The following is a 20221-nucleotide window of genomic DNA, read 5'->3' as shown; positions in this document are numbered from 1 at the left end:
CGCTGGGCCAGCTCTCCGGCGGCGAACGCCAGCGCGTGCTGCTGGCGCGCGCGCTCGCCGTCGAGGCCGAGGCGCTGCTGATGGACGAGCCGCTGGCCAACCTCGACCCGCCCCACCAGTCCGACTGGATGCAGATCGTCCGCGCGCTCGTCGCCGAAGGCCGCACCGTGGTCAGCGTGCTGCACGAACTGCCGATGGCGCTGGCCGCCGACGAGCTGGTGGTGATGAACCAGGGCCGCGTCGTGCACCACGGCACCTGCGACGACCCGGCCACCCATGCGGCGCTGGAGCAGGTGTTCGACCACCGCATCCGCGTGCATCGCGTGGCGGACCAGTGGATTGCGCTGCCGAAGTAGCCACACGCCAGGAAATACGGAAACAACCTCACCATGCAGATCGAAACTCCCCCCAGCGAAAAGCCCTACGAAAAACCCGAGGGCGAACGCCGCGGCATCGTCATCGTCAACACCGGCGACGGCAAGGGCAAGAGCACGGCCGCCTTCGGCCTCGCGCTGCGTGCGCACGGCCGGGGCAAGGCCGTGAAGATCTACCAGTTCATGAAGGTACCGACCGCGCGCTTCGGCGAGCACCGCATGTTCGAGCAGATCGGCATTCCCATCGAAGGGCTGGGCGACGGCTTCAGCTGGAAGAGCCAGGACCTGGAGCGCTCGGGACAGCTCGCGCGCGACGGCTGGGAAAAAGCCAAGGCGGCGATCCTGTCGGGCGAGTTCTTCCTGGTGGTGCTCGACGAGATCACCTATCCGCTGATCTACGGCTGGCTGCCGCTCGAAGGCGTGCTCGAAACCCTGCGCGCGCGGCCCAGGCACGTGCACGTGGCGCTGACCGGCCGGCGCTGCCCGCCGGAGATCATCGAGCTGGCCGACACGGTGACCGAGATGACGCTGGTCAAGCACGCCTTCAAGGCCGGCATTCCCGCGCAGCGCGGCATCGAGGATTGACATGGGGCGCGCTCACGCCGACGGGGTACCTTGCTCCGCGAATGTCCCCCGGCCTGCGGCCTCCTCCTTTATTTCGCTGCGCAAGGCACCCCGCCAGCGTGAGCGTTCAGAGCACTTGCTGATCGGCTCGCGCAAGAGCTGCCTCCATGTGTGCAGGGCGCCGGGCGCTCCCCGCAGCGAAATAAAGGAGGAGGGGCGTAGCCCCGGGGGACATTCGCGGAGGGGAGTACCCGGTGGCCTGTGCGCCCACCCCGAAAGAGCAGCGTGACTACCCCGGCTTTCACCAAAAAAGACAAAGAGGCGGTCTACCGCGCCATCCACGAACGCCGTGACATGCGCCATTTCGCAGGCGGCCAGGTGGAGCCCGACGTATTGCGAAGGCTGTTGGAAGCAGCACACCACGCGCCCAGCGTCGGCTTCATGCAGCCCTGGCGCTTCATTCGTATTCGCGGCCAAGCGCTGCGCCAGCAGTTGCACCATGTCGTCGAACAGGAACGCGTGCTCACGGCCCGCGCGCTCGGCGAGCGTGAAGACGAGTTCATGCGGCTCAAGGTGCAGGGCCTGCTCGACGCCGCAGAGCTGCTCGTGGTGACCCTGGCGGACGGACGCGAGAAGCACGTGTTCGGCCGCCGCACGCTGCCGCAAATGGACCTGGCCTCGGCCTCCTGCGCCATCCAGAACCTCTGGCTCGCGGCGCGCGCCGAGGGGCTGGGCATGGGCTGGGTGTCGCTGTTCGATCCGGCCGAGGTGTCGGTGCTTCTGGGCCTGCCCGAAGGCGCCGAGCCCATCGCCTTGCTGTGCCTGGGTCCCGTGCACCAGTTCTATGGAGAGCCGATGCTGCAGCGCGAACGCTGGGCGAAGCGCGAACCGCTCGCGTCGCTTGTGTTCGATGAAAGCTGGGGCCTGCTTTCGGACCTGTTCGACAAACCTTCTTCTTCCACGGAGCCGACCTGATGCTGGCCTTCGACACCGTTCTCTTCGAGCTTGCGCGCCTGTTCCTCTGGCCGGTGACGCTGGGCGTGCTGCTGTCCTTCGTCTATGCCGTGTACTGCCTGGGCGCGTTCGGCGTCGAGTACCTGCAGCGCCGCCGGGATCCCGTACGCGCGCTGGTGCTGCAGCCGCATGCGCAGGCCAGCCAGGAGCAGATGGAGCTGGTGGTGCTCAAGCAGCTCGAAGGCGTGCGCCTGTGCAGCCGCGTGGCGCCGATGCTGGGGCTGATCGCCACCATGATCCCGATGGGCCCCGCGCTGGTGGCCGTGGCCTCGGGCGAATCGCAGGGCGTGGCGCAGAGCCTGGCGCCGGCCTTCGCGAGCGTGATCGTGGCGCTGGCTTCGGCCTCGATCACCTTCGTGGTCTACACCGTGCGCCGCCGCTGGCTGATGCGCGAGCTGGTGACGGTGCTCGATGCGCGGGACCGCCTCTCATGAGCCGGCGCCAGTTTTCCATCCTCAGCAGCCTGGACAGCGACGACGACGATCCGGTGCTCTCGACCATCAACCTGATCGACGTGTTCATGGTGGTGATCGGCATGCTGATGATCGCGGTCATCAACAACCCGATGAACCCCTTCGCGCAGGACAAGGTGACGATCATCCGCAACGAAGGCCAGCCGGACATGGAGATCGTGACGCGCGAGGGCCGCAAGATCACGCGCTTCAAGGCCAGCGGCGCGACAGGGCAGGGCGACGGCGAAAGGGCCGGCACCGCCTGGCGGCTGAAGGACGGGACGATGGTCTACGTGCCGGCGGATGCGGAGCTGGCTGGTTCGGGCGGGAAGTGACGCGGCTTCTTGTTTTCGCCTGGCTCTTTCTTGCCGGGGCGGGGTTCCTCCTTCCGGCGCATGCACAGCCGCAAGAGGCGAATCGCGTCGTCGTGCTGAGCACCTCGCTGGTGTCGCCGGCGCGCGTGGTGCGGCTGCAGGCGGCGGCGCGCGAGGCGGGGGTGCCGCTGCAGGTGCTGTCGGCTTCGCAGGACTCGCCCGAGGCGCTGGCCACCGCGATCGACGGGGCAAGCCTGCTCGTGATCGACGCGCCGCACATCAGCGTGGCGCAGGCGGTGGCTGCGCGTTTCGGCGACACGACCTCGCGCAGCGCGGTGCCCTATGTGCTGGTCGGCGAGTTCGCGCTGGTGGCCAAGGGCCAGACGAGCGCCGCGGCGCCGCTGGCGGCGGAGCGAGGTGTCGATGCCGCATGGGCCCAGCGGCTGCGCGAGTTCTGGCGCTTCGCCGGCGCGGCCAACCTGGGCGCTGCGATGAAGGCGCTGCGCCAGCCCGGCAGGCTGGATGGGCTGCCCGATCCCGTGCCTCTTCCGCTCGCCGGCATCTATCACCCAGGCTGGCCGCGCATCGAGACGGACATGGCTGCCGTCGAAAAGCTGCCGGGCAGCGGCACGGTCGCCATCGCCATCAATAGCGCCACCGTGACGGGCGACGACACCGGCTGGCTCGATGCGCTCATCGCATCGCTGGAGGCCCGAGGTCTGCGCGCCTACGCCTTCTACGGCCCGCGCCAGCAGAAGGACCTGTTCTTCCGCATGACGCACGACGGCGAGAGGCGCGTGGCAGACGCCATCGTCAACGCCTCGCTGGTCTTCAGCCCCAACGAACGCAAGGCCGAGCTGGAGCGCATCGGCGTGCCGGTGCTGCAGACGCTGCCCTCGCTGGCGATGGACGCCGCGCAGTGGGCCCGGAGCAGGGACGGCCTTGCGCAGACCGACATCGCCGCCTACTACAGCCCGAGCGAGCTGGCCGGCATGACCGACCCGATGCTCGTCAGCGCCCGCGACGCGGCAACCGGCACGCTGCAGCCGCTGCCCGCGCAGATCGAGGCCGTGGCGGCCAAGGCGGCAGCGCTGCTGCGGCTGCAGCGCACGCCGCCGGCCGAGCGGCGCGTGGCGATGCTGGTCTACAACTACCCGCCGGGCGAGGCCAACTTCGGCGCTTCGTTCCTGAACGTGCCGCGCAGTGTCAACAACATGCTGGCTGCCATGAAGTCGGCCGGCTACGTCGCCGAGCTGCCGGGCGCCGACGCGCTCATCGCGCAGGTGCAGGCGACGATGCGGGCCTACTACCCGACGGGCCAGGGCGACGAGCTGCAGCCGCTGCTCGACAAGGGCCTTGCCGACACGATGCCGCTGCCGGACTACCTCGCGTGGTTCCGCGCGCTGCCGCAGGAAACGCAACGACGCATCGAGAGCTACTGGGGCCCGCCAGAGAAGTCGACCATGCTGCGTGCCGTGGCGGGCGGGCCGGCCTTCGTGATTCCGCGCGTGAGCTTCGGCAACGTGGTCGTGCTGCGCCAGCCGCCGCGCTTCGAGCCCGGCACGCAGGTCGCGGGCAGGGCCGAGCAGGTCTATCACCGCTCGGCCGTTCCGCTGAGCCACGGCTACCTGGCAACGTATCTCTGGCTGCGCACCCGCTTCGGTGCCAGTGCCGTGGTGCACGTGGGCACGCACGGCACGGTCGAGTGGTCGGCGGGCAAGGAGCGCGGGCTTTCGGTGCAGGACGATCCGCTGCTCGCTTTGGGCGACCTGCCCAACGTATACCCGTACATCATGGACAACCTCGGCGAAGCCACCACCGCCAAGCGGCGCGGCCGCGCGACCATGGTGAGCCATTCGACGCCCATGTTCGCGCCGGCGGGCTTCCGCCCCGGCGTGCAGGAGATGCACGAGCGCATGCACGAGTGGGAGACGCTCTCGCCCGGCCCCGTGAAGACGGCGCTGGAAAAACGGCTCACGGCAGAGTTCGCCGAACAGCGCTACGACCGTGACCTGAACTGGACGCCCGCGCGCATCCGCGCCGACTTCGCGGGCTTCATCGCGGTGCTGCATCCGTACCTCGACGAGCTCGCGCAGACCGCGCAGCCGCTGGGCCTCGCGACCTTCGGGCAGGCGCCGGACGCGCAGCGCAGGCGCATGACCATCCTGCAGATCCTTGGCAAGCCCTTGGTCGAGGCGCTGGGCGAGGACATCGACGAAGCCTTCCTGATCGACGCGAAGAGCGTCGCCGCCTCGCGCCCCGCGCGCTGGGTGGAACAGGCGCTCGCCGACGCGCAGGCCGCGAGCGCCATGGGCAGGACAGCGGCCGACCGGCAGAAGCTGCTGGAGCTGGCCGCGCGCGCCCGCAAGCTCGACGATGTGCTCGCGCACAACGAGGAGATCGAAGGGTTGCTGACGGTGCTCGACGGCCGCTACCTCAAGTCCAGCTACGGCGGCGACCCGGTTCGCAACCCCGGCAGCCTGCCGACCGGGCGCAACCTCTACGGCTTCGACCCGAGCCGCGTGCCCACCCGCACCGCCTGGGAAACGGGCGTCGCCGCCATGGATGCGTGGATCGCGCAGCACGGGAAGACCCATGCCGGCAAGGCACCCGGGAAGATCGCCTTCACCCTCTGGGCCGGCGAGGCTTCGCGCCACCAGGGTGTGCTGGAGAGCCAGGCCTTCTACGCCATGGGCGTGAAGCCGCGCTGGGACGAGGGTGGGCGCATGGCGGGCATCGAGATCATTCCCGCGTCGCAGCTGAAGCGGCCGCGCATCGACGTGCTGGTCAGCGTCACCGGCTCCTACCGCGACCAGTTCCCGCTCGTGATGCGCTGGCTCGACGAGGCGGTGCAGCAGGTGGCGGCCCTGCGCGAGCCCGGCAATGCCGTGGCGCGCAACAGCGAGGCCATGGCGCGCAGGCTTCGCTCGGAAGGGGCGACCACGGACGAGGCGCGGCGCTGGTCGACGGCCCGTGTGTTCTCGAACGAGCAGGGCAGCTACGGTGCTGGGCTGGAAGAAGCCGCGCTCGCGAGCGACGTATGGAAGAGCCAGCAGCGCGGCGGCGGCGACGCCCAAATGGCTGGCCTCTACATGGACCGCATGGGCCACGCCTACGGCAAGGGCCTCGACGGTGCCGCGCGGCCGGGCGCCTACGCGGGCAACCTCGTTCAGGTCGATGCGGCGCTGATGGCGCGCAGCTCCAACCTCTACGGCGTGCTCACCAACGACGACCCGTTCCAGTACCTGGGCGGCATCGCGCAGGCGGTGCGGCATCTCACCGGCAGGGACCCGGCGCTGTACGTTCAGAACCTGCGCGACGGCGCCGAGGTGCGCACCGACACCGCGGCCGGCGCCATCGCGCGCGAGATGCAGACGCGCTACCTGCATCCGCAGTGGATCGAGGCCCAGAAGGCCGAGGGCTACAGCGGCACGCTGCAGGTGCTGAAGACCGCGCAGTTCCTCTGGGGCTGGCAGGTCACAGCCCCGCAGGCGGTGCGGCAGGACCAGTGGCAGTCGCTGCACGACGTGTACGTGCGCGACAAGTACAGGCTGGGCACGCGCGAATGGCTGGAAGGCGACAACCGCGCGGCCTTCGCTCAGACGCTGGAGCGGATGCTTGACGCGGTGAGGCTGAACTACTGGAAGCCTGATGCAGCCACGCGGCGCGAGCTGGCGAAGGCTTATGCGGAGGCTGTGCGAGCAACGGGGCTGCGCGAGCGCAATGCGGGTGTGCAGCGCTTCGCGCAGGCCGAGCTTTCGCCAGTTCCGGCTTTGCCCAGGCCGGGGCCGACCGTCATGCCCGTGGTCGTGCAAGCGCCCGCGTCGGCCGCAGCCCCTGAGCCTGCTCCCGCGCCGGACGGCCCGCAGCCCKTCACCGGGCTGAAGCTGGAACCGACGCCAGCGGATGCACCGCCGCCCAAGGCCGGCGAAGCCACCGTTCTCCGGCTCTGGATGGCGCTGGGCGCCGCGCTGCTCCTCGCGTTCGGCGCGACGATGCAGTGGCGCCGGGGCAGGGCGGGCGCCTGATTCGCGAGAATGGCGGCTCCCATGCCCTTGCCGAGTTCCGAATACGCCATTGCCTTCGCCGCCGCGCTGTGGATCGCGCTGGCCGTCGACAGCTGGCTGGGCGAGCCGCCCGCGTCGCTGCATCCGGTCGTTTGGATGGGGCGCTATCTGGGGATGGGCGCGCGCATCGCGCCGCGCGCGCATCAGGCGAAGGCGGTCGATCTGCCGATGTTCTTCTGCGGGGCGCTGGTGTGGTGTGTGGGAGCGATGTGCGTCTGGGGCATTGCGATGGTCCTGCAGACGCTGGCGATGCTGCATCTGCCGGCCTGGGCGGTGGCGCTGGCKCTGGGCCTGCTGCTCAAGCCGCTCTTCGCCTGGCGCATGCTGCGCGACGAGGTGCTCGCGGTCGAGGCGGCGCTGGGCGTTTCGCTCGATGCAGGGCGCCAGCAGCTGGCGCGGCTGGTGAGCCGCGACGTCGAGCGGCTCAGCGAGCGCGAGGTGCGAGAGAGCGCCATCGAATCGCTTGCCGAGAACCTCAACGATTCACTCGTCGCGCCCGTCTTCTGGTTCGTGCTGCTGGGCCTGCCGGGCGCGGCGCTCTATCGCTTCGCCAACACCGCCGATGCGATGTGGGGCTATCGCGGCGAGCGCAGCGGCCGCGACTGGACCTGGTTCGGCAAATGGGCCGCGCGCGCCGATGACGTGCTCTCGTGGATTCCGGCGCGCATCACCGTGGCGCTGCTCGCGCTGGCCGCATGGCGCTGGCCCGACGGCCTCGCGTTCGAGGCGCGCCGCACGCCGTCGCCCAACAGCGGCTGGCCGATGGCCGCGATGGCGCTGCTGCTGGGCGTGCGGCTGGCCAAGCCGGGCGTGTACGCGCTGAATGCCGAGGGTGCCGCCCCGACGCCGGCGGATACCGGCCGTGCCGCGCAGCTTGGCCAGCGCGGTGTGCTGCTTCTGGCCAGCGGCGTCCTCGTGCTGGCGGCCGTGGTGCTGTTCTTCGTGCCATGACCGACGCCGATTCCCTGTTCACCCACGGCGGCCCGGACGCGCTCGGCGCGCCTGCGCACGACTTCTCCACCAACGCCAACGCATGCGGCCCGTGCCCCGGGGCGATGGAGCTGGTGCGTGCGGCCGACCTGTCGCGCTATCCCGATCCGGCCTACACGGCGCTGCGGGAGCAGCTCGCGGCCATGCATGGCGTGGAAGCATGGCGCATCGTGCTCGCGGCCGGGGCCAGCGAGTTCATCCGGCGCATCACGACCTGGGTGGCGCTCGAAGACCGGGGCGGGCATGGCGAGGTCGTGCTGCCGGGCACGTCCTATGGCGACTACGCGGCGAGCGCGCGTGCCCTCGGTCTGCAGGTGGTGCGCGCGCCTCATGCGGCGCGGCGGCCTCGGCTGGCCTGGTGCTGCGATCCGTCGGCGCCGCTGGGCCAGGCCCAGCAGGGCATCGGCGAGACGGTCGATGCGCTGCCCGAAGGCGTGCCCTGCGTGCTCGACCGCGCCTACGAGCCTCTGCGCCTTGAAGGTCGCCTGGCGCTGAACGCGCGGCAGCTGGACCGCATCTGSCAGATGYGGTCGCCCAACAAGGCGCTCGGCATGACGGGCGTGCGCGCGGCCTACGCGATCGCGCCGGCGGATGCGCAGGAAGCGGTCAACGCGCTGTTGCGCCTCGCGGCCTCATGGCCGGTGGGCGCGGATGGCGTGGAAATGCTCTCGGCCTGGACGCAGCCCGGTGTGCAGCGGTGGCTGTGCGACAGCCTCGTCACCCTGCGCGCGTGGAAAGCGTCGCAGGCGGCGCTGTGCGGCGAGATGGGCTGGCAGGCCTGGCCGAGCGACGCGAACTTCCACGTCGCCAAGCCCGGCGGCGACGATTTCGCAGGCCTGCTGAAGCGCCTGCGGGCGGCGGGCATCAAGCTGCGCGACTGCACCTCTTTCGGGCTACCGGGCCACGTGCGCATGGGCGTGCTGCCGCCAGCCAGCCAGCAGGCGCTGCAAGAAGCCTGGACAAGCGCCGCCTGAACGCCTACACACCCACACCTGAAGAAGAACAGAACAGAAAGATGCTCTACGCCATCACCGCGCTTTTCCTCTGCCAGCTTGCCGGCGAACTGCTCGTGCAGTGGCTGGGGCTGCCCATTCCCGGCCCGCTGATCGGCATGGTGTTCCTGTTCATCGGCCTGCTTGTGCGCGGGAGCGTGCCGCAGGTGCTGAGCGATACATCGGGCCATCTGCTGCGCAACCTGATGCTGCTGTTCATTCCGGCGGTGACCGGCGTGATGCTGCATTTCGAGCGGGTGGGGCGCGAGTGGCTGCCCTTTCTCGCGGCCGGCATCGTGGGCGCGGCCTTCACCATGACGGTCACCGCGCTCACCTTCCGCTGGATGATCCGCATCACCGGCAAGGACGCCCGGTGAGCGCGCCCGCCAGGCTCTTCGAGATCTGGGTGTTCCTGGCCCAGTCGCCGCTGCTTTGGCTGTCGCTCACGCTGCTGGCGTACCTGGGGGCGCTGTGGCTGCACACGCGCAGCGGGCGCAATCCGATGGTCAATCCGGTGCTCATCTCGGTGATCGTGATCGTCACAGTGCTGCTGCTCACGCGCACGCCCTACGACACGTATTTCGAAGGCGCGAAGTTCGTGCACTTCCTGATCGGCCCCGCCACGGTGGCGCTGGCCGTGCCGCTGTACGGGCAGATAGACCGGCTGCGGCGGCTGTGGCTGCCCATCGGCGTGGCGCTGCTCGTGGGGTCGGTCGCGGCCATCGTCTCGGCCGTGGGCATCGCCTGGGTGCTGGGCGGCTCGCACGAGCTGATGATGTCGCTCGCGCCCAAGTCGGCCACCATGCCCATCGCGATGGGCGTGGCCGAGAAGATCGGCGGGCTTCCCTCGCTGGCGGCGGTGGCCGCGGCCGTTGCAGGCATCTCCGGCGCGATCATGGCCACCGGCCTGCTGAACCTGCTGCGCATCAGGGAACCGGCGGTGCGCGGCTTCGCGGTCGGCATGGCGGCGCACGGCATCGGCACGGCGCGCGCCATCCAGGTGAACGAGACGGCGGGCGCGTTCTCGGCGCTGGCGATGGGGCTCAACGGCATCGCCACCGCGCTGCTGGTGCCGCTGATCGTGAAGCTGATGGGAGCCTAGGGAAGGTCATGGCCAGGCAGCCTGTCGTGGAGCCGCGTCCGATGGAGCTGGTCTGGCCCTCCAGGGCCTATCTGCCCAGCTACGTTTCGGCGCTCAACCGCGGCTGGGCGCGCGACGAGACGCGGCCCGAATCGGGCGCCGAGGACCGCGCCGCCATCAAGGCCAACGCCGACCGCTTCCTCGCAAGCCTGGTCGACCGGGAGGCGAAGGGCGGACGCATCGTCATGCCCGACGGCTCCAAGGTGCGGCGCCTGCCGGGCTACAAGTGCTGGATGTGGGACGGCGAGTTCTGCGGCAGCATCGACCTTCGCTGGCAGCCCGGCACCGACGCCTTGCCGCTCTACTGCCTGGGCCACATCGGCTACAACGTGGTGCCCTGGAAGCAGCGCAGGGGCTACGCCACGCGCGCGCTCGGCGCGATGCTGAAGCTCGCGGCAGGGGAGGGCCTGAAGCGCGTGGAGATCACCACCAGCCCCGACAACTTCGCCTCGCAGAAAGTGATCGTGGCCAATGGCGGCGAGCTGGTCGAGACCTTCATCACCCTGCCGAGCCAGGGGAGCCTGACGAAGCTGCGCTACCGCATCGCGCTTGCCTGAATCGCGGCTGGCGCAGAATCGCACTCCCGCAAACCGAGCCGGAGAAGAATTCCATGGCCCAGTACACAGCGGAAGTCCTCTGGCTGCGCGGCGAGCAGGACTTTCTGTCGAACACCTACAGCAGGCGGCATTCGCTGCGCTTCGATGGCGGCGCCGAAGTGGCCGCTTCTTCCTCGCCGCACGTGGTGCCGCTGCCGATGTCCGACGCGTCGGCCGTCGACCCCGAGGAGATGTTCGTGGCCTCGCTGTCGAACTGCCACATGCTGTGGTTCCTCACGATGGCGGTGAAGCGCAGGTTCGTGGTCGACCGGTATTTCGACGCGGCCGTCGGCGTGATGGAGAAGAACGCCGACGGCAAGATGGCGATGACGGTGGTCACGCTGCGGCCCGAGGTGAGCTTCTCGGGCGAGAACCTGCCCACGCGCGAGCAGATCGGGCAGATGCACCACCGGGCGCACGAGGAGTGCTTCATCGCCAATTCGGTGAAGACCGAGGTGCGTTGCGAGCCGGTGTTCTGACGCTGCCTGGCGGGTTCAGCCGACCAGCGAGCGGCTCTTCATCTCGATCCGGGTGACCAGGCGCTGCAGCGCGCTTTCCGCACCAGGCGGCAGCGCCAGGAAGCGGAAGCCCAACTGGTAGCGCGGCGTGCCGTTGGGCTGCAGGGCGGCGGGGCGCAGCGACACCAGCTCCAGGTCGAGCGTGAGGCGCCCGAGTGCGCCCAGCGACAGTTCGCAGTCCCTGAGGAAGGTGCCCACCGGCAAGGCGGCCGCGCGCTCGTCGCGGGTGCGAAGGCCGACGCCGCCCAGCGACAGGTCCTGCACCTCGAAGGAGAAGGCCTCGCGGTTGGGCAGGGTGCCGGAGCAGGTATACGAATCGGCGATGGGCGCGTCGACGCGGAAGTATTCGCGGCGCTGAAGGTAGACGAGCACCTCGGGAAAGTCGGCCTCGAACGCCGGCAGGCCCTCGTAGCGGGTCTCGCGCGGCGAGGCGATGGAGAACTCGATGCGCACGCCGTCCTGCTGGGCTTCGAAGTGGCAGCGCGGCGCCGCCAGCAGGCCCTGGTTCTGCTCGGGCGAGGCGCCCCAGTCGAAGGTGAAGACGCGGGTGCGGGTGTCCACGTCGAGCAGTTGCGTCACCAGGTGGCCGCCCGCGTACTGCACGGTGAGGTTGTCGCGGCGGCTGGCGAGGTTGCGCAGGTGGACGCCGATCTCCGCCGGCGTGCGTCGGCCGAATCCGCTGGCGTGCTCGGCTGCATTCGACTGGTCTGTATCCATGAGCTTGTGATGTGTGTTGTCCGGCGCGCGCATGCACGGGCTCTTCCCGGGCCTGCCGTCGGACGTTCCGAATCGGGCCGCGGTACGCGCATGCGGCGGGGAATCGCGACGGCAATCCGGCATCCGGCCGAACTGGTTAACGGCATTTGCCGCCGGGAATTTAGGGCGGCGCGGTGAATTGCCGGCTGCAGAGGCTGCTGCAGCCGCGGATCATCGGCGCTGCAGCCTCGGGTTCTTCGCGAAAAGCTCGGCGGCCCAGTCCACGAAGGCGCGCACCTTGGCGCTCAGGTGGCGGTTGGGCGGGTACACCACGTGAATGGGCAGCGGGTCGCGGTGCCAGTCGGGCAGTATCCGCACCAGCTCGCCGCTCTCGAGCAGCGGCTCGGCCATGAAGGTGATGCACTGCGATATGCCGAAGCCGCCCAGCACCGCCGTGATGTGGGCGTTGCTCTCGTTCACGGACACGCGGTAGGGGCCGTTCAGTTCGATCTGCTCGTCGCCCTTCCTGAACTCGTGCGGGTACACGCGCCGCGTGGTTCCCGAGAAATAGCTGACCACGTGGTGGCGCTTCTCGATGTCGTTCGGGTGCTGCGGGATGCCGTAGCGCTTGATGTATGCGGGCGATGCCACGGTGACGAAATCCAGCGTGCCGATGCGCCGTGCCACCAGCGACTGGTCGTTGAGCTCGCCCGCGCGGATCACGCAGTCGACGTTGTCGCTGATGAGGTCGACGGTGCGGTCGCTCACGCCCAGGTCGACCTGGATGTCGGGGTAGCGGTCGCAGAAGGTGGCCAGCGCGGGCAGGATGATCAGCCTCGCCACCGATGTGCCGACGTCGATGCGCAGACGCCCCGTGGGGTTGGCCTGCGCATTCGTCATGCTGGCTTCCATGTCGTCGAAGTCGTTGAGCAGGCGCGCCGCGCGCTCGAAGTAGGCCGCGCCGTCGGGCGTGACGGTGACGCGGCGCGTGGTGCGGTTGAGCAGCTTCACGCGCAGGCGCGATTCGAGCGCCTGAATCTGCTTGGTGACCGTGCCCTTGGGAAGGGCCAGCGAGTCCGCTGCCCGGGTGAAGGTGCCGGCTTCCACGACGCGGACGAAGATCCGCATGGCCTGGATTTGATCCATCGAATGCCTGTTCTGGGTACCCGGCCCACACCGGGGGAGGCGGATTCTCACACAAGGAGACAATTCCCTCCGGTGGCACCGCCTGTTGTCTTGAGCTGTGCTGATTGTTGTCCGTTTGGAAACAGAGTGGGGCCGGCCGGCCTGTTTATGAACAGATCGGCCGACTTATATTTCAACCATCGCCCAAATCCCCGAGGTCGCCCATGTCACCCGTTCCATCGTCCCGTTCTGCCGAAGCTGCCGCCCGCGCTGCGGCACAAGGCGTGGAAGCCGATCTGTCGATCGAGCTGCCAGGCCGCGAACCGGTCGGTGCCCGTGTGTACGGCCAGCGCGCCAAGGGCGATGTGGCACCGCTGGTGCTGCATTTCCATGGCGGCACTTTTGTCTGCGGCGGCCTGGACAACGGCCGCAACGTGGCGCGTCTCCTGGCCGGGGCGGGCGCGGTGGTGGTTTCGCTGGCCTATCCGCTGGCACCGCAGTCGCCGTTCCCGGAACCCATCGAAGTGGGCTATGCGGCCCTCGAATGGCTCTACAAGCAGCGCACCAAGCTCGGCGGCAAGGGCTCCCAGGTGTACCTGGCCGGCGAGGAGGCCGGCGGCAACCTGGCGGCTGCCGTGGCGCTGATCGCCCGTGACCGGGCCCATCCGCCGATCGCGGGCCAGATCCTGCTGTCGCCCATGCTCGACCCCTGCGCCGGCACCGCCTCGCTGCGCAATGCCACCAGCGACGCGGCCGAATGCCGCTGGGCCAGCGGCTGGGAGAAGTACCTGAGCTGCCCCTCGAACGCCATGCACCCCTACGCGGTGCCCAGCGGTTCGCTGCGGCTGTCGGCACTGGCGCCGGCGCTGGTGCTGGTCGGCGCCGACGACGCGATGCACGATGAGGCCATGACTTTCGCCAACCGCCTGCGCGCGGCCGGCATCGAGGTCACGAGCAGCGTGCTGCCCAGCGCCGCCAACTGGCCCAAGGCGCTGTACGACACCGAGAACACGGGCTGCGTGGCCTGCGAAGCCGCGGTGCAGCAGCATTTCCGCGAGTTCTTCAGCGCGACCACGCCGCCTCCTGCGACGGCTGACCACCCCAGCTAGTACCCGGCCGTCACCGGCTGCCTGATCGACACGCTGCCAGCGCGGCCGCGTGCCGGGGCCCCTTTTTTCCTGAAATCCCGCCTCCTGGTGCCAAAAGCGCCGGGGTGGCCTGTTGCATCCCAAAAGTCATCGAGAAGGACTGAACATCATGTCGAACAACGAGAAAAAGCTGTCTTCCGCCGCCCGCAAGGGTCTCTGGCCCGCCGTGACCGGCATCACCGCGCTGCTGGCCGTGGCCGCGGCGGTGGTGGGCATGTACAGCTTCAAGGCCGAAGCCAACAACGCGCCGGCGGCGCCGCCGGCCACGCCGGTGTCGGTCGCTACCGTGGCCCCGAGCGAGATCAACGCCTGGGACGAGTTCTCGGGCCGGCTCGAAGCCGTGCAACGCGTCGACGTGCGCTCCCGCGTCGCGGGCGCCGTGCAGGCGGTGCACTTCCGCGAAGGCGCGCTGGTGAAGCAGGGCGACCTGCTGGTCACCATCGACCCCGCCCCGTACGCGGCCGAGGTCGAGCGTGCCGAGGCGCAGGTGGCTTCCGCGCAGGCCCGCCAGTCGTTCAGCCGCAGCGAGCAGGAGCGCGCCAGGCGCCTGTGGGACGACAAGGCCATTGCCCAGCGCGAGTACGACGAGCGCGTGAACGCCGGCCGCGAAGCCGAAGCCAACCTGCGCGCGGCACAGGCCTCGCTGCTGTCGGCACGCCTGAACCTGGGCTACACCCAGGTGCGCGCGCCGGTGTCGGGCCGCATCGGCCGCATCGAGGTGACGGTGGGCAACCTGGTGGCGGCCGGTCCGGGCGCTCCGGTGCTGACCACGCTGGTGTCGGTGAGCCCGATCTACGCGAGCTTCGACGCCGACGAGCAGGTCATCACCCGCGCCCTGAAGGAGCTGCCCAGCGGTTCCAGCGCCCGTGGCCAGATCGAGAGCATTCCCGTGCAGATGGGCACCGCCGGCATCGAGGGCACGCCCTACACCGGCAAGCTGCAGCTGATCGACAACCAGGTCGACGCCCGCAGCGGCACCGTGCGCGTGCGCGCCTCGTTCGACAACAAGGACGGCGCGCTCATCCCCGGCCAGTTCGCCCGAATCCGCATGGGCCAGGCCCGCAACGACACCGCGCTGCTGGTGAGCGAGCGTGCCATCGGCACCGACCAGAACAAGAAGTTCGTGATGGTCGTTGGCGACGACAGCAAGGCCGTCTACCGCGAGGTGACGCTGGGTGCCTCCATCAACGGCCTGCGCGTCGTGAGCAAGGGCCTGAAGGCGGGCGACCGCGTCATCGTCAACGGCCTGCAGCACATCCGCCCCGGTGCGGTGGTGGCTCCGCAGCAAGTGACGATGGACGCGAAGGCAGACCCCAAGCAACAACAACCGGAAAGCGTCGCGGAAGCGGCCAAATCTTGAACCACCCCCAGGCTTGCTCACTTCGTGTAGCCGCCAACCCCCTCACGGGGGCAACACCAGCGGCCCGGCAAAGCCGGTTCCGCGGTGTTCCTGAAATGGGAGCCACTTGGATGCCGCGTGCTTGCACGCGGCGTGGACCGCGCACGACGCGGTGGAGTAAACGAACATGAATCTCTCAAAATTCTTCATCGACCGGCCGATCTTTGCCGGCGTGCTGTCGCTATTGATGCTGATAGCGGGCCTGATCGCGTTGCGCGGTCTGCCGATCTCGGAGTACCCGGAAGTCGCGCCGCCCTCGGTGGTGGTGCGCGCCCAGTACCCCGGCGCCAATCCGAAGGTGATCGCCGAGACGGTGGCCACCCCGCTGGAAGAGCAGATCAACGGTGTCGAAGGCATGCTCTACATGGGCAGCCAGGCGACCACCGACGGCGTGCTGACGCTCACCGTCACGTTCCGCCTGGGCACCGATCCCGACAAGGCACAGCAGCTGGTGCAGAACCGCGTCTCGCAAGCCGAGCCGCGCCTGCCCGAAGAAGTGCGCCGCCTGGGCATCACGACCGTCAAGAGCGCGCCTGACCTGACGATGGTGGTTCACCTCGTCTCGCCGAACAACCGCTACGACATCAACTACCTGCGCAACTATGCGGTGCTGAACGTGAAGGACCCGCTGGCGCGCATCGAAGGCGTGGGCCAGGTCCAGATCTTCGGCGGCGGCGACTACTCCATGCGCGTGTGGCTCGACCCGCAGAAGGTCGCGCAGCGCGGCCTGTCGGCCTCCGACGTGGTGGCCGCCATCCGCGGCCAGAACGTGCAGGCCGCGGCCGGCGTGGTCGGCGCTTCGCCGGGCCTGTCGGGCGTGGACATGCAGCTGTCGATCAATGCGCAAGGGCGCCTGCAGAGCGAGGAAGAGTTCGGCGACATCATCGTCAAGAGCGGCACCGACGGCGCCGTCACGCGTCTTCGCGACATCGGCCGCCTCGAAATGGGCGCCGCCGACTACTCGCTGCGCTCGCTGCTGAACAACGACCCGGCCGTCGGCATGGGCGTGTTCCAGGCGCCGGGCTCCAACGCGCTCGACATCTCGGCCAACGTCCGCAAGACGATGGCCGAGCTGAACAAGAACATGCCCGAGGGCCTGGAATACCGCATCGCCTACGACCCGACGCAGTTCGTGCGCGCGTCGATCGAATCGGTGATCCACACGCTGCTCGAAGCCATCATGCTGGTGGTGCTGGTCGTGATCCTGTTCCTGCAGACCTGGCGCGCTTCCATCATTCCGCTGCTGGCCGTGCCGGTGTCGGTGATCGGTACCTTCGCGGTGCTGCACATCCTCGGTTTCTCGATCAACGCGCTGAGCCTGTTCGGGCTGGTGCTGGCCATCGGTATCGTGGTGGACGACGCCATCGTGGTGGTGGAGAACGTCGAGCGCAACATCGAGGCCGGCTTGACGCCGCGTGAGGCCACGTACCGCGCCATGCGCGAGGTGTCGGGCCCGATCATCGCGATCGCGCTGGTGCTGGTGGCCGTGTTCGTGCCGCTGGCCTTCATCAGCGGCCTCACGGGCCAGTTCTACCGCCAGTTCGCGGTGACCATCGCGATCTCGACGGTGATCTCCGCCATCAACTCGCTCACGCTGTCGCCCGCGCTCGCCGCCTTGCTGCTGCGCGGCCACGACCAGCCCAAGGACGCGCTGACGCGCGGCATGGACCGTGCGTTCGGCTGGCTGTTCCGCGGCTTCAACCGCTTCTTCCATCGCGGCTCCGAGGCCTACAGCGGCGGCGTCAAGCGCGTGATCTCGCGCAAGGCGCTGATGCTGGGGATCTACGTCGCGCTCATCGCCGTGACCTTCGGTCTCTTCAAGGCGGTGCCCGGCGGCTTCGTGCCGGCGCAGGACAAGCAGTACCTGATCGGCTTCGCCCAGCTGCCCGACGGCGCCACGCTGGACCGCACCGACGAGGTGATCCAGCGCATGGGCGAGATCATGAAGAAGAACCCGAACGTGGAAGACGCCATCGCCTTCCCGGGCCTGTCGATCAACGGCTTCACCAACAGCTCCAACTCGGGCATCGTGTTCGCCACGCTCAAGCCCTTCGACCAGCGCAAGCGCCCCGACCAGAGCGGCGGCGCGGTGGCGGGCCAGCTCAACGGCGCCTTCTCGAGCATCCAGGACGCCTTCATCGTGATGTTTCCGCCGCCGCCGGTGGCGGGCCTGGGCACCACGGGCGGCTTCAAGCTGCAGCTGGAAGACCGTGGCTCGGTCGGCTACGACCAGATGGACGCCGCGGTGAAGGCCTTCATGGCCAAGGCCTACCAGGCGCCCGAGCTGGCCGGCATGTTCACCAGCTGGCAGGTCAACGTGCCGCAGCTGTACGCCGACATCGACCGCACCAAGGCCCGCCAGCTCGGCGTGCCGGTGACGGACATCTTCGACACCATGCAGATCTACCTCGGCAGCCTGTATGCGAACGACTTCAACAAGTTCGGCCGCACGTACTCCGTGCGCGTCCAGGCCGATGCGCCTTACCGCGCCCGTGCCGAAGACGTGGGCATGCTGAAGGTGCGCTCGACCTCGGGCGAGATGGTGCCGCTGTCGGCGCTGATGAAGGTGAATTCGACCTTCGGCCCTGAACGCGCCATGCGCTACAACGGCTACCTGGCCGCCGACATCAACGGCGGTCCGGCGCCGGGCTATTCCTCGGGCCAGGCGCAGGACGCGATCACCAAGATCGCGGCCGAGACGCTGCCCAAGGGCGTGAGCTTCGAGTGGACCGAGCTGACCTACCAGGAGATCCTGGCTGGCAACTCTGCCTTCCTGGTGTTCCCGCTGGCGATCTTGCTGGTGTTCCTGGTGCTGGCCGCGCAGTACGAAAGCCTGACGCTGCCGATCGCGATCATCCTGATCGTGCCGATGGGCATCCTGGCCGCGATGACCGGCGTGTGGATCTCGGGGGGTGACAACAACGTCTTCACGCAGATCGGGCTGATCGTGCTGGTGGGGCTGAGTGCGAAGAACGCGATCCTGATCGTGGAGTTCGCCCGGGAGCTCGAATTCGCCGGCCGCACCCCCGTGCAGGCCGCCATCGAAGCCAGCCGCCTGCGCCTGCGCCCGATCCTCATGACCTCGCTGGCCTTCGTGATGGGCGTGCTGCCCCTCGTGCTGTCCACCGGCGCGGGCTCGGAGATGCGCAAGGCCATGGGCGTGGCGGTGTTCGCCGGGATGATCGGCGTGACGGCCTTCGGCCTGTTCCTGACGCCGGTGTTCTACGTGCTGCTTCGCCGCCTCGCGGGCAACCGGCCGCTCAAGCTGCACGGCGAAGTGCCGCACGGTGACGAGTTCGTGTCTGCCGACCATCCGGCCACGCCTGCCCCGCATGGCGGCTCCGGCGGTGGCGGCATGCACCCGGTGCCTGCCTCGCCGCGTCCCTCGCACGGCTCGCATGACTGACTGATCGGGAAGAAGAAAGAAAGCTGATCATGAAATTCTCAGTACAACCCTTGGTGAAGCCCGCCCGGGCCTTCCGTACCGCCTTGCTGCCCCTGATGGCTGCCCTGGTGCTGGCCGGCTGTGCCACCGTGCCCTCGGGCCTGCCCGAGATCACGACCACGGCCCAGTTCAAGGAGCAGGGCAAGGAGCAACAACAGCAGGGCGCCACGCCGCCAGCCGGCTTCACGCGCGCCGTGCCCGCCGAGGCACAGCCGCGCGGCGCCTGGTGGCTGGCGTTCAACGACCCGGTGCTCAACACGCTGGTCGAGAAGGCCGACGTGAACAACGGCAACATCCAGGCCGCCGCCGCGCGGCTGGCCGAGGCCCGCGCGCTGGCGCGCAGCGCCAACGCCGACCGCCTGCCGCAGATCGGCCTGAGCGCCGGCGCCAACCGCGGCGCGGGCCTGGACAAGGCCACCGCCAGCACCCGCCCGGCCACGATGACCAACATCGGCGCCACCTTCTCGTACGAGGTCGACCTGTTCGGCCGCCTCTCGGGCGCGAGCAATGCGGCCAAGCTGGATGCAGCCGGCCGCGAGGCGCTGCTGCAGAGCACGCGCCTGGCGGTGCAGGCCGAAGTTGCGCAGACCTACCTGCAGCTTCGCGCGCTGGATGCCGAACGCGTGCTGGTGCGCGAGCAGGTCGAGGCCTATCGCGACACGCTGCGCCTGTCGCAGCGCCGCGAGCAGGCCGGCGACATCGCCGAGCTCGACGTGGCGCGGGTGCAGACCGAGGTGTCGTCCACAGAGTCGGACGCGCTCGCGCTCGACCGCCAGCGCGCCCAGGTCGAACATGCGCTCGCGGTGCTGGTGGGCGATTCGGCCTCCAGCTTCGGCCTGAGCGGCGCTGACTGGTCGACCACGCTGCCGAGCATTCCGCCCGGCGTGCCCGCCACGGTGCTCACGCGCCGCCCCGACGTGTCGGCCGCGCAGAGCGCCGTGCTGGCCGCGCAGGCCCGCGTGGGCGTGGCGCAGGCCGCGTGGTTCCCCGACATCTCGCTGACCGGCGCCGCCGGCTACGCCTCGCCCGAGATCGGCGACCTCTTCAAGTGGTCGGCCCGCTCGTGGGGCGTGGGCGCGCTGCTGTCGCTGCCGATCTTCGACGGCGGCCGCCGCGAGGCCGGCGTGCAGGGCGCCAACGCCCAGCTCGACGGCGCTCTCGCGAGCTACCGCACGCAGGTGTTGGTGGCCTTCCAGGAAGTCGAAGACCAGCTGGCGGCCATCCGCACGCTGCAGGAGCAGTCGGTGGTGCAGGCGCAGGCCGTCWCCTCGGCCGCCCGAGCGACCAGCCTGTCGGACACGCGCTATCGCAACGGCTACATCAGCCAGCTCAACCTGCTCGACGCCCGCCGCAGCGAGCGGCGCAACCGTCGCCAGGCGCTGCAGG

General features: G+C 69.3%; 18 protein-coding genes. 16 read left to right on the top strand and 2 right to left on the bottom strand.

Annotation, left to right across the window (positions count from 1 at the left end):
* From QMO14_RS29160 to QMO14_RS29105, 12 genes are all read left to right on the top strand, one after another.
* On the top strand, window positions 1–356 hold a 356-nt coding region (locus QMO14_RS29160), incomplete at its 5' end, for an ATP-binding cassette domain-containing protein (protein ID WP_301511455.1).
* 33 nt (window positions 357–389) lie between these two features.
* Window positions 390–959: a cob(I)yrinic acid a,c-diamide adenosyltransferase gene (gene cobO / locus QMO14_RS29155; protein WP_301511453.1), complete on the top strand. Its 570-nt coding sequence runs from the start codon at window positions 390–392 to the stop codon at window positions 957–959.
* A 264-nt stretch (window positions 960–1223) separates the two neighbouring features.
* The gene (bluB, locus tag QMO14_RS29150) at window positions 1224–1913 is read left to right on the top strand and encodes a 5,6-dimethylbenzimidazole synthase (protein WP_301511451.1); all 690 of its coding nucleotides are present in this window, start codon (window positions 1224–1226) and stop codon (window positions 1911–1913) included.
* Window positions 1913–2386: a MotA/TolQ/ExbB proton channel family protein gene (locus tag QMO14_RS29145; RefSeq protein ID WP_301511449.1), complete on the top strand. Its 474-nt coding sequence runs from the start codon at window positions 1913–1915 to the stop codon at window positions 2384–2386. The genes bluB and QMO14_RS29145 overlap by 1 nt, the downstream gene beginning before the upstream one ends.
* Window positions 2383–2739: a DUF2149 domain-containing protein gene (locus QMO14_RS29140; RefSeq protein ID WP_301511447.1), complete on the top strand. Its 357-nt coding sequence runs from the start codon at window positions 2383–2385 to the stop codon at window positions 2737–2739. The genes QMO14_RS29145 and QMO14_RS29140 overlap by 4 nt, the downstream gene beginning before the upstream one ends.
* Complete coding sequence (gene cobN / locus QMO14_RS29135; RefSeq protein ID WP_301511446.1) at window positions 2736–6746, top strand: cobaltochelatase subunit CobN; 4011 nt, start codon at window positions 2736–2738, stop codon at window positions 6744–6746. The genes QMO14_RS29140 and cobN overlap by 4 nt, the downstream gene beginning before the upstream one ends.
* Before the next feature lie 21 nt (window positions 6747–6767).
* Window positions 6768–7736 carry an adenosylcobinamide-phosphate synthase CbiB gene (cbiB, locus tag QMO14_RS29130; protein ID WP_301511445.1) on the top strand — a complete coding sequence of 323 codons (969 nt, stop codon included), beginning with the start codon at window positions 6768–6770 and terminating at the stop codon, window positions 7734–7736.
* On the top strand, window positions 7733–8749 hold the full coding sequence (locus tag QMO14_RS29125) for an aminotransferase class I/II-fold pyridoxal phosphate-dependent enzyme (RefSeq protein WP_301511443.1): 1017 nt from the start codon (window positions 7733–7735) through the stop codon (window positions 8747–8749). The genes cbiB and QMO14_RS29125 overlap by 4 nt, the downstream gene beginning before the upstream one ends.
* 41 nt (window positions 8750–8790) lie before the next feature.
* Entirely contained in the window at window positions 8791–9144 is a 354-nt protein-coding gene (locus QMO14_RS29120) for a CidA/LrgA family protein (protein WP_301511441.1), read from the top strand.
* Entirely contained in the window at window positions 9141–9869 is a 729-nt protein-coding gene (locus QMO14_RS29115; protein ID WP_301511439.1) for an LrgB family protein, read from the top strand. The genes QMO14_RS29120 and QMO14_RS29115 overlap by 4 nt, the downstream gene beginning before the upstream one ends.
* Before the next feature lie 8 nt (window positions 9870–9877).
* Entirely contained in the window at window positions 9878–10465 is a 588-nt protein-coding gene (locus tag QMO14_RS29110) for a GNAT family N-acetyltransferase (protein WP_301511438.1), read from the top strand.
* 53 nt (window positions 10466–10518) lie between these two features.
* On the top strand, window positions 10519–10983 hold the full coding sequence (locus QMO14_RS29105) for an OsmC family protein (protein ID WP_301511435.1): 465 nt from the start codon (window positions 10519–10521) through the stop codon (window positions 10981–10983).
* Between the two features lie 15 nt (window positions 10984–10998).
* On the opposite strand, the gene QMO14_RS29100 is transcribed toward QMO14_RS29105, so the two are convergent.
* Together QMO14_RS29100 and QMO14_RS29095 are read right to left on the bottom strand one after the other, a co-directional pair.
* On the bottom strand, window positions 10999–11739 hold the full coding sequence (locus QMO14_RS29100) for a flagellar brake protein (RefSeq protein ID WP_301511434.1): 741 nt from the start codon (window positions 11737–11739) through the stop codon (window positions 10999–11001).
* Between the two features lie 210 nt (window positions 11740–11949).
* Complete coding sequence (locus QMO14_RS29095; protein ID WP_301511433.1) at window positions 11950–12864, bottom strand: LysR family transcriptional regulator; 915 nt, start codon at window positions 12862–12864, stop codon at window positions 11950–11952.
* A gap of 203 nt (window positions 12865–13067) precedes the next feature.
* Between QMO14_RS29095 and QMO14_RS29090 the strand changes: the two genes are divergently transcribed.
* The 4 genes from QMO14_RS29090 to QMO14_RS29075 form a co-directional block, all read left to right on the top strand.
* The gene (locus QMO14_RS29090) at window positions 13068–13952 is read left to right on the top strand and encodes an alpha/beta hydrolase (RefSeq protein ID WP_301511432.1); all 885 of its coding nucleotides are present in this window, start codon (window positions 13068–13070) and stop codon (window positions 13950–13952) included.
* A 148-nt stretch (window positions 13953–14100) separates the two neighbouring features.
* Entirely contained in the window at window positions 14101–15351 is a 1251-nt protein-coding gene (locus tag QMO14_RS29085) for an efflux RND transporter periplasmic adaptor subunit (protein ID WP_301511431.1), read from the top strand.
* 166 nt (window positions 15352–15517) lie between these two features.
* A complete protein-coding gene (locus tag QMO14_RS29080) occupies window positions 15518–18796 on the top strand; it encodes an efflux RND transporter permease subunit (protein ID WP_301511430.1) in 3279 nt (1092 codons plus the stop codon).
* A gap of 29 nt (window positions 18797–18825) precedes the next feature.
* On the top strand, window positions 18826–20221 hold a 1396-nt coding region (locus tag QMO14_RS29075), incomplete at its 3' end, for an efflux transporter outer membrane subunit (RefSeq protein ID WP_301511428.1).

This window comes from Variovorax sp. CAN15, assembly GCF_030462475.1.
GTDB lineage: Bacteria > Pseudomonadota > Gammaproteobacteria > Burkholderiales > Burkholderiaceae_C > Variovorax.
The sequence above is the reverse complement of the archived record's forward strand: the minus strand, read 5'-3'. Positions and strand labels throughout refer to the sequence as shown.

Excerpts from the sequence above, each read along its gene's own strand:
- cobO (WP_301511453.1), top strand. The coding sequence starts at position 390 with ATGCAGATCGAAACTCCCCCCAGCGAAAAGCCCTACGAAAAACCCGAG.
- QMO14_RS29145 (WP_301511449.1), top strand. The coding sequence starts at position 1,913 with ATGCTGGCCTTCGACACCGTTCTCTTCGAGCTTGCGCGCCTGTTCCTC.
- QMO14_RS29140 (WP_301511447.1), top strand. The coding sequence starts at position 2,383 with ATGAGCCGGCGCCAGTTTTCCATCCTCAGCAGCCTGGACAGCGACGAC.
- QMO14_RS29120 (WP_301511441.1), top strand. The coding sequence starts at position 8,791 with ATGCTCTACGCCATCACCGCGCTTTTCCTCTGCCAGCTTGCCGGCGAA.
- QMO14_RS29110 (WP_301511438.1), top strand. The coding sequence starts at position 9,878 with ATGGCCAGGCAGCCTGTCGTGGAGCCGCGTCCGATGGAGCTGGTCTGG.
- QMO14_RS29105 (WP_301511435.1), top strand. The coding sequence starts at position 10,519 with ATGGCCCAGTACACAGCGGAAGTCCTCTGGCTGCGCGGCGAGCAGGAC.
- QMO14_RS29100 (WP_301511434.1), bottom strand. The coding sequence starts at position 11,739 with ATGGATACAGACCAGTCGAATGCAGCCGAGCACGCCAGCGGATTCGGC.
- QMO14_RS29095 (WP_301511433.1), bottom strand. The coding sequence starts at position 12,864 with ATGGATCAAATCCAGGCCATGCGGATCTTCGTCCGCGTCGTGGAAGCC.
- QMO14_RS29090 (WP_301511432.1), top strand. The coding sequence starts at position 13,068 with ATGTCACCCGTTCCATCGTCCCGTTCTGCCGAAGCTGCCGCCCGCGCT.
- QMO14_RS29085 (WP_301511431.1), top strand. The coding sequence starts at position 14,101 with ATGTCGAACAACGAGAAAAAGCTGTCTTCCGCCGCCCGCAAGGGTCTC.
- QMO14_RS29080 (WP_301511430.1), top strand. The coding sequence starts at position 15,518 with ATGAATCTCTCAAAATTCTTCATCGACCGGCCGATCTTTGCCGGCGTG.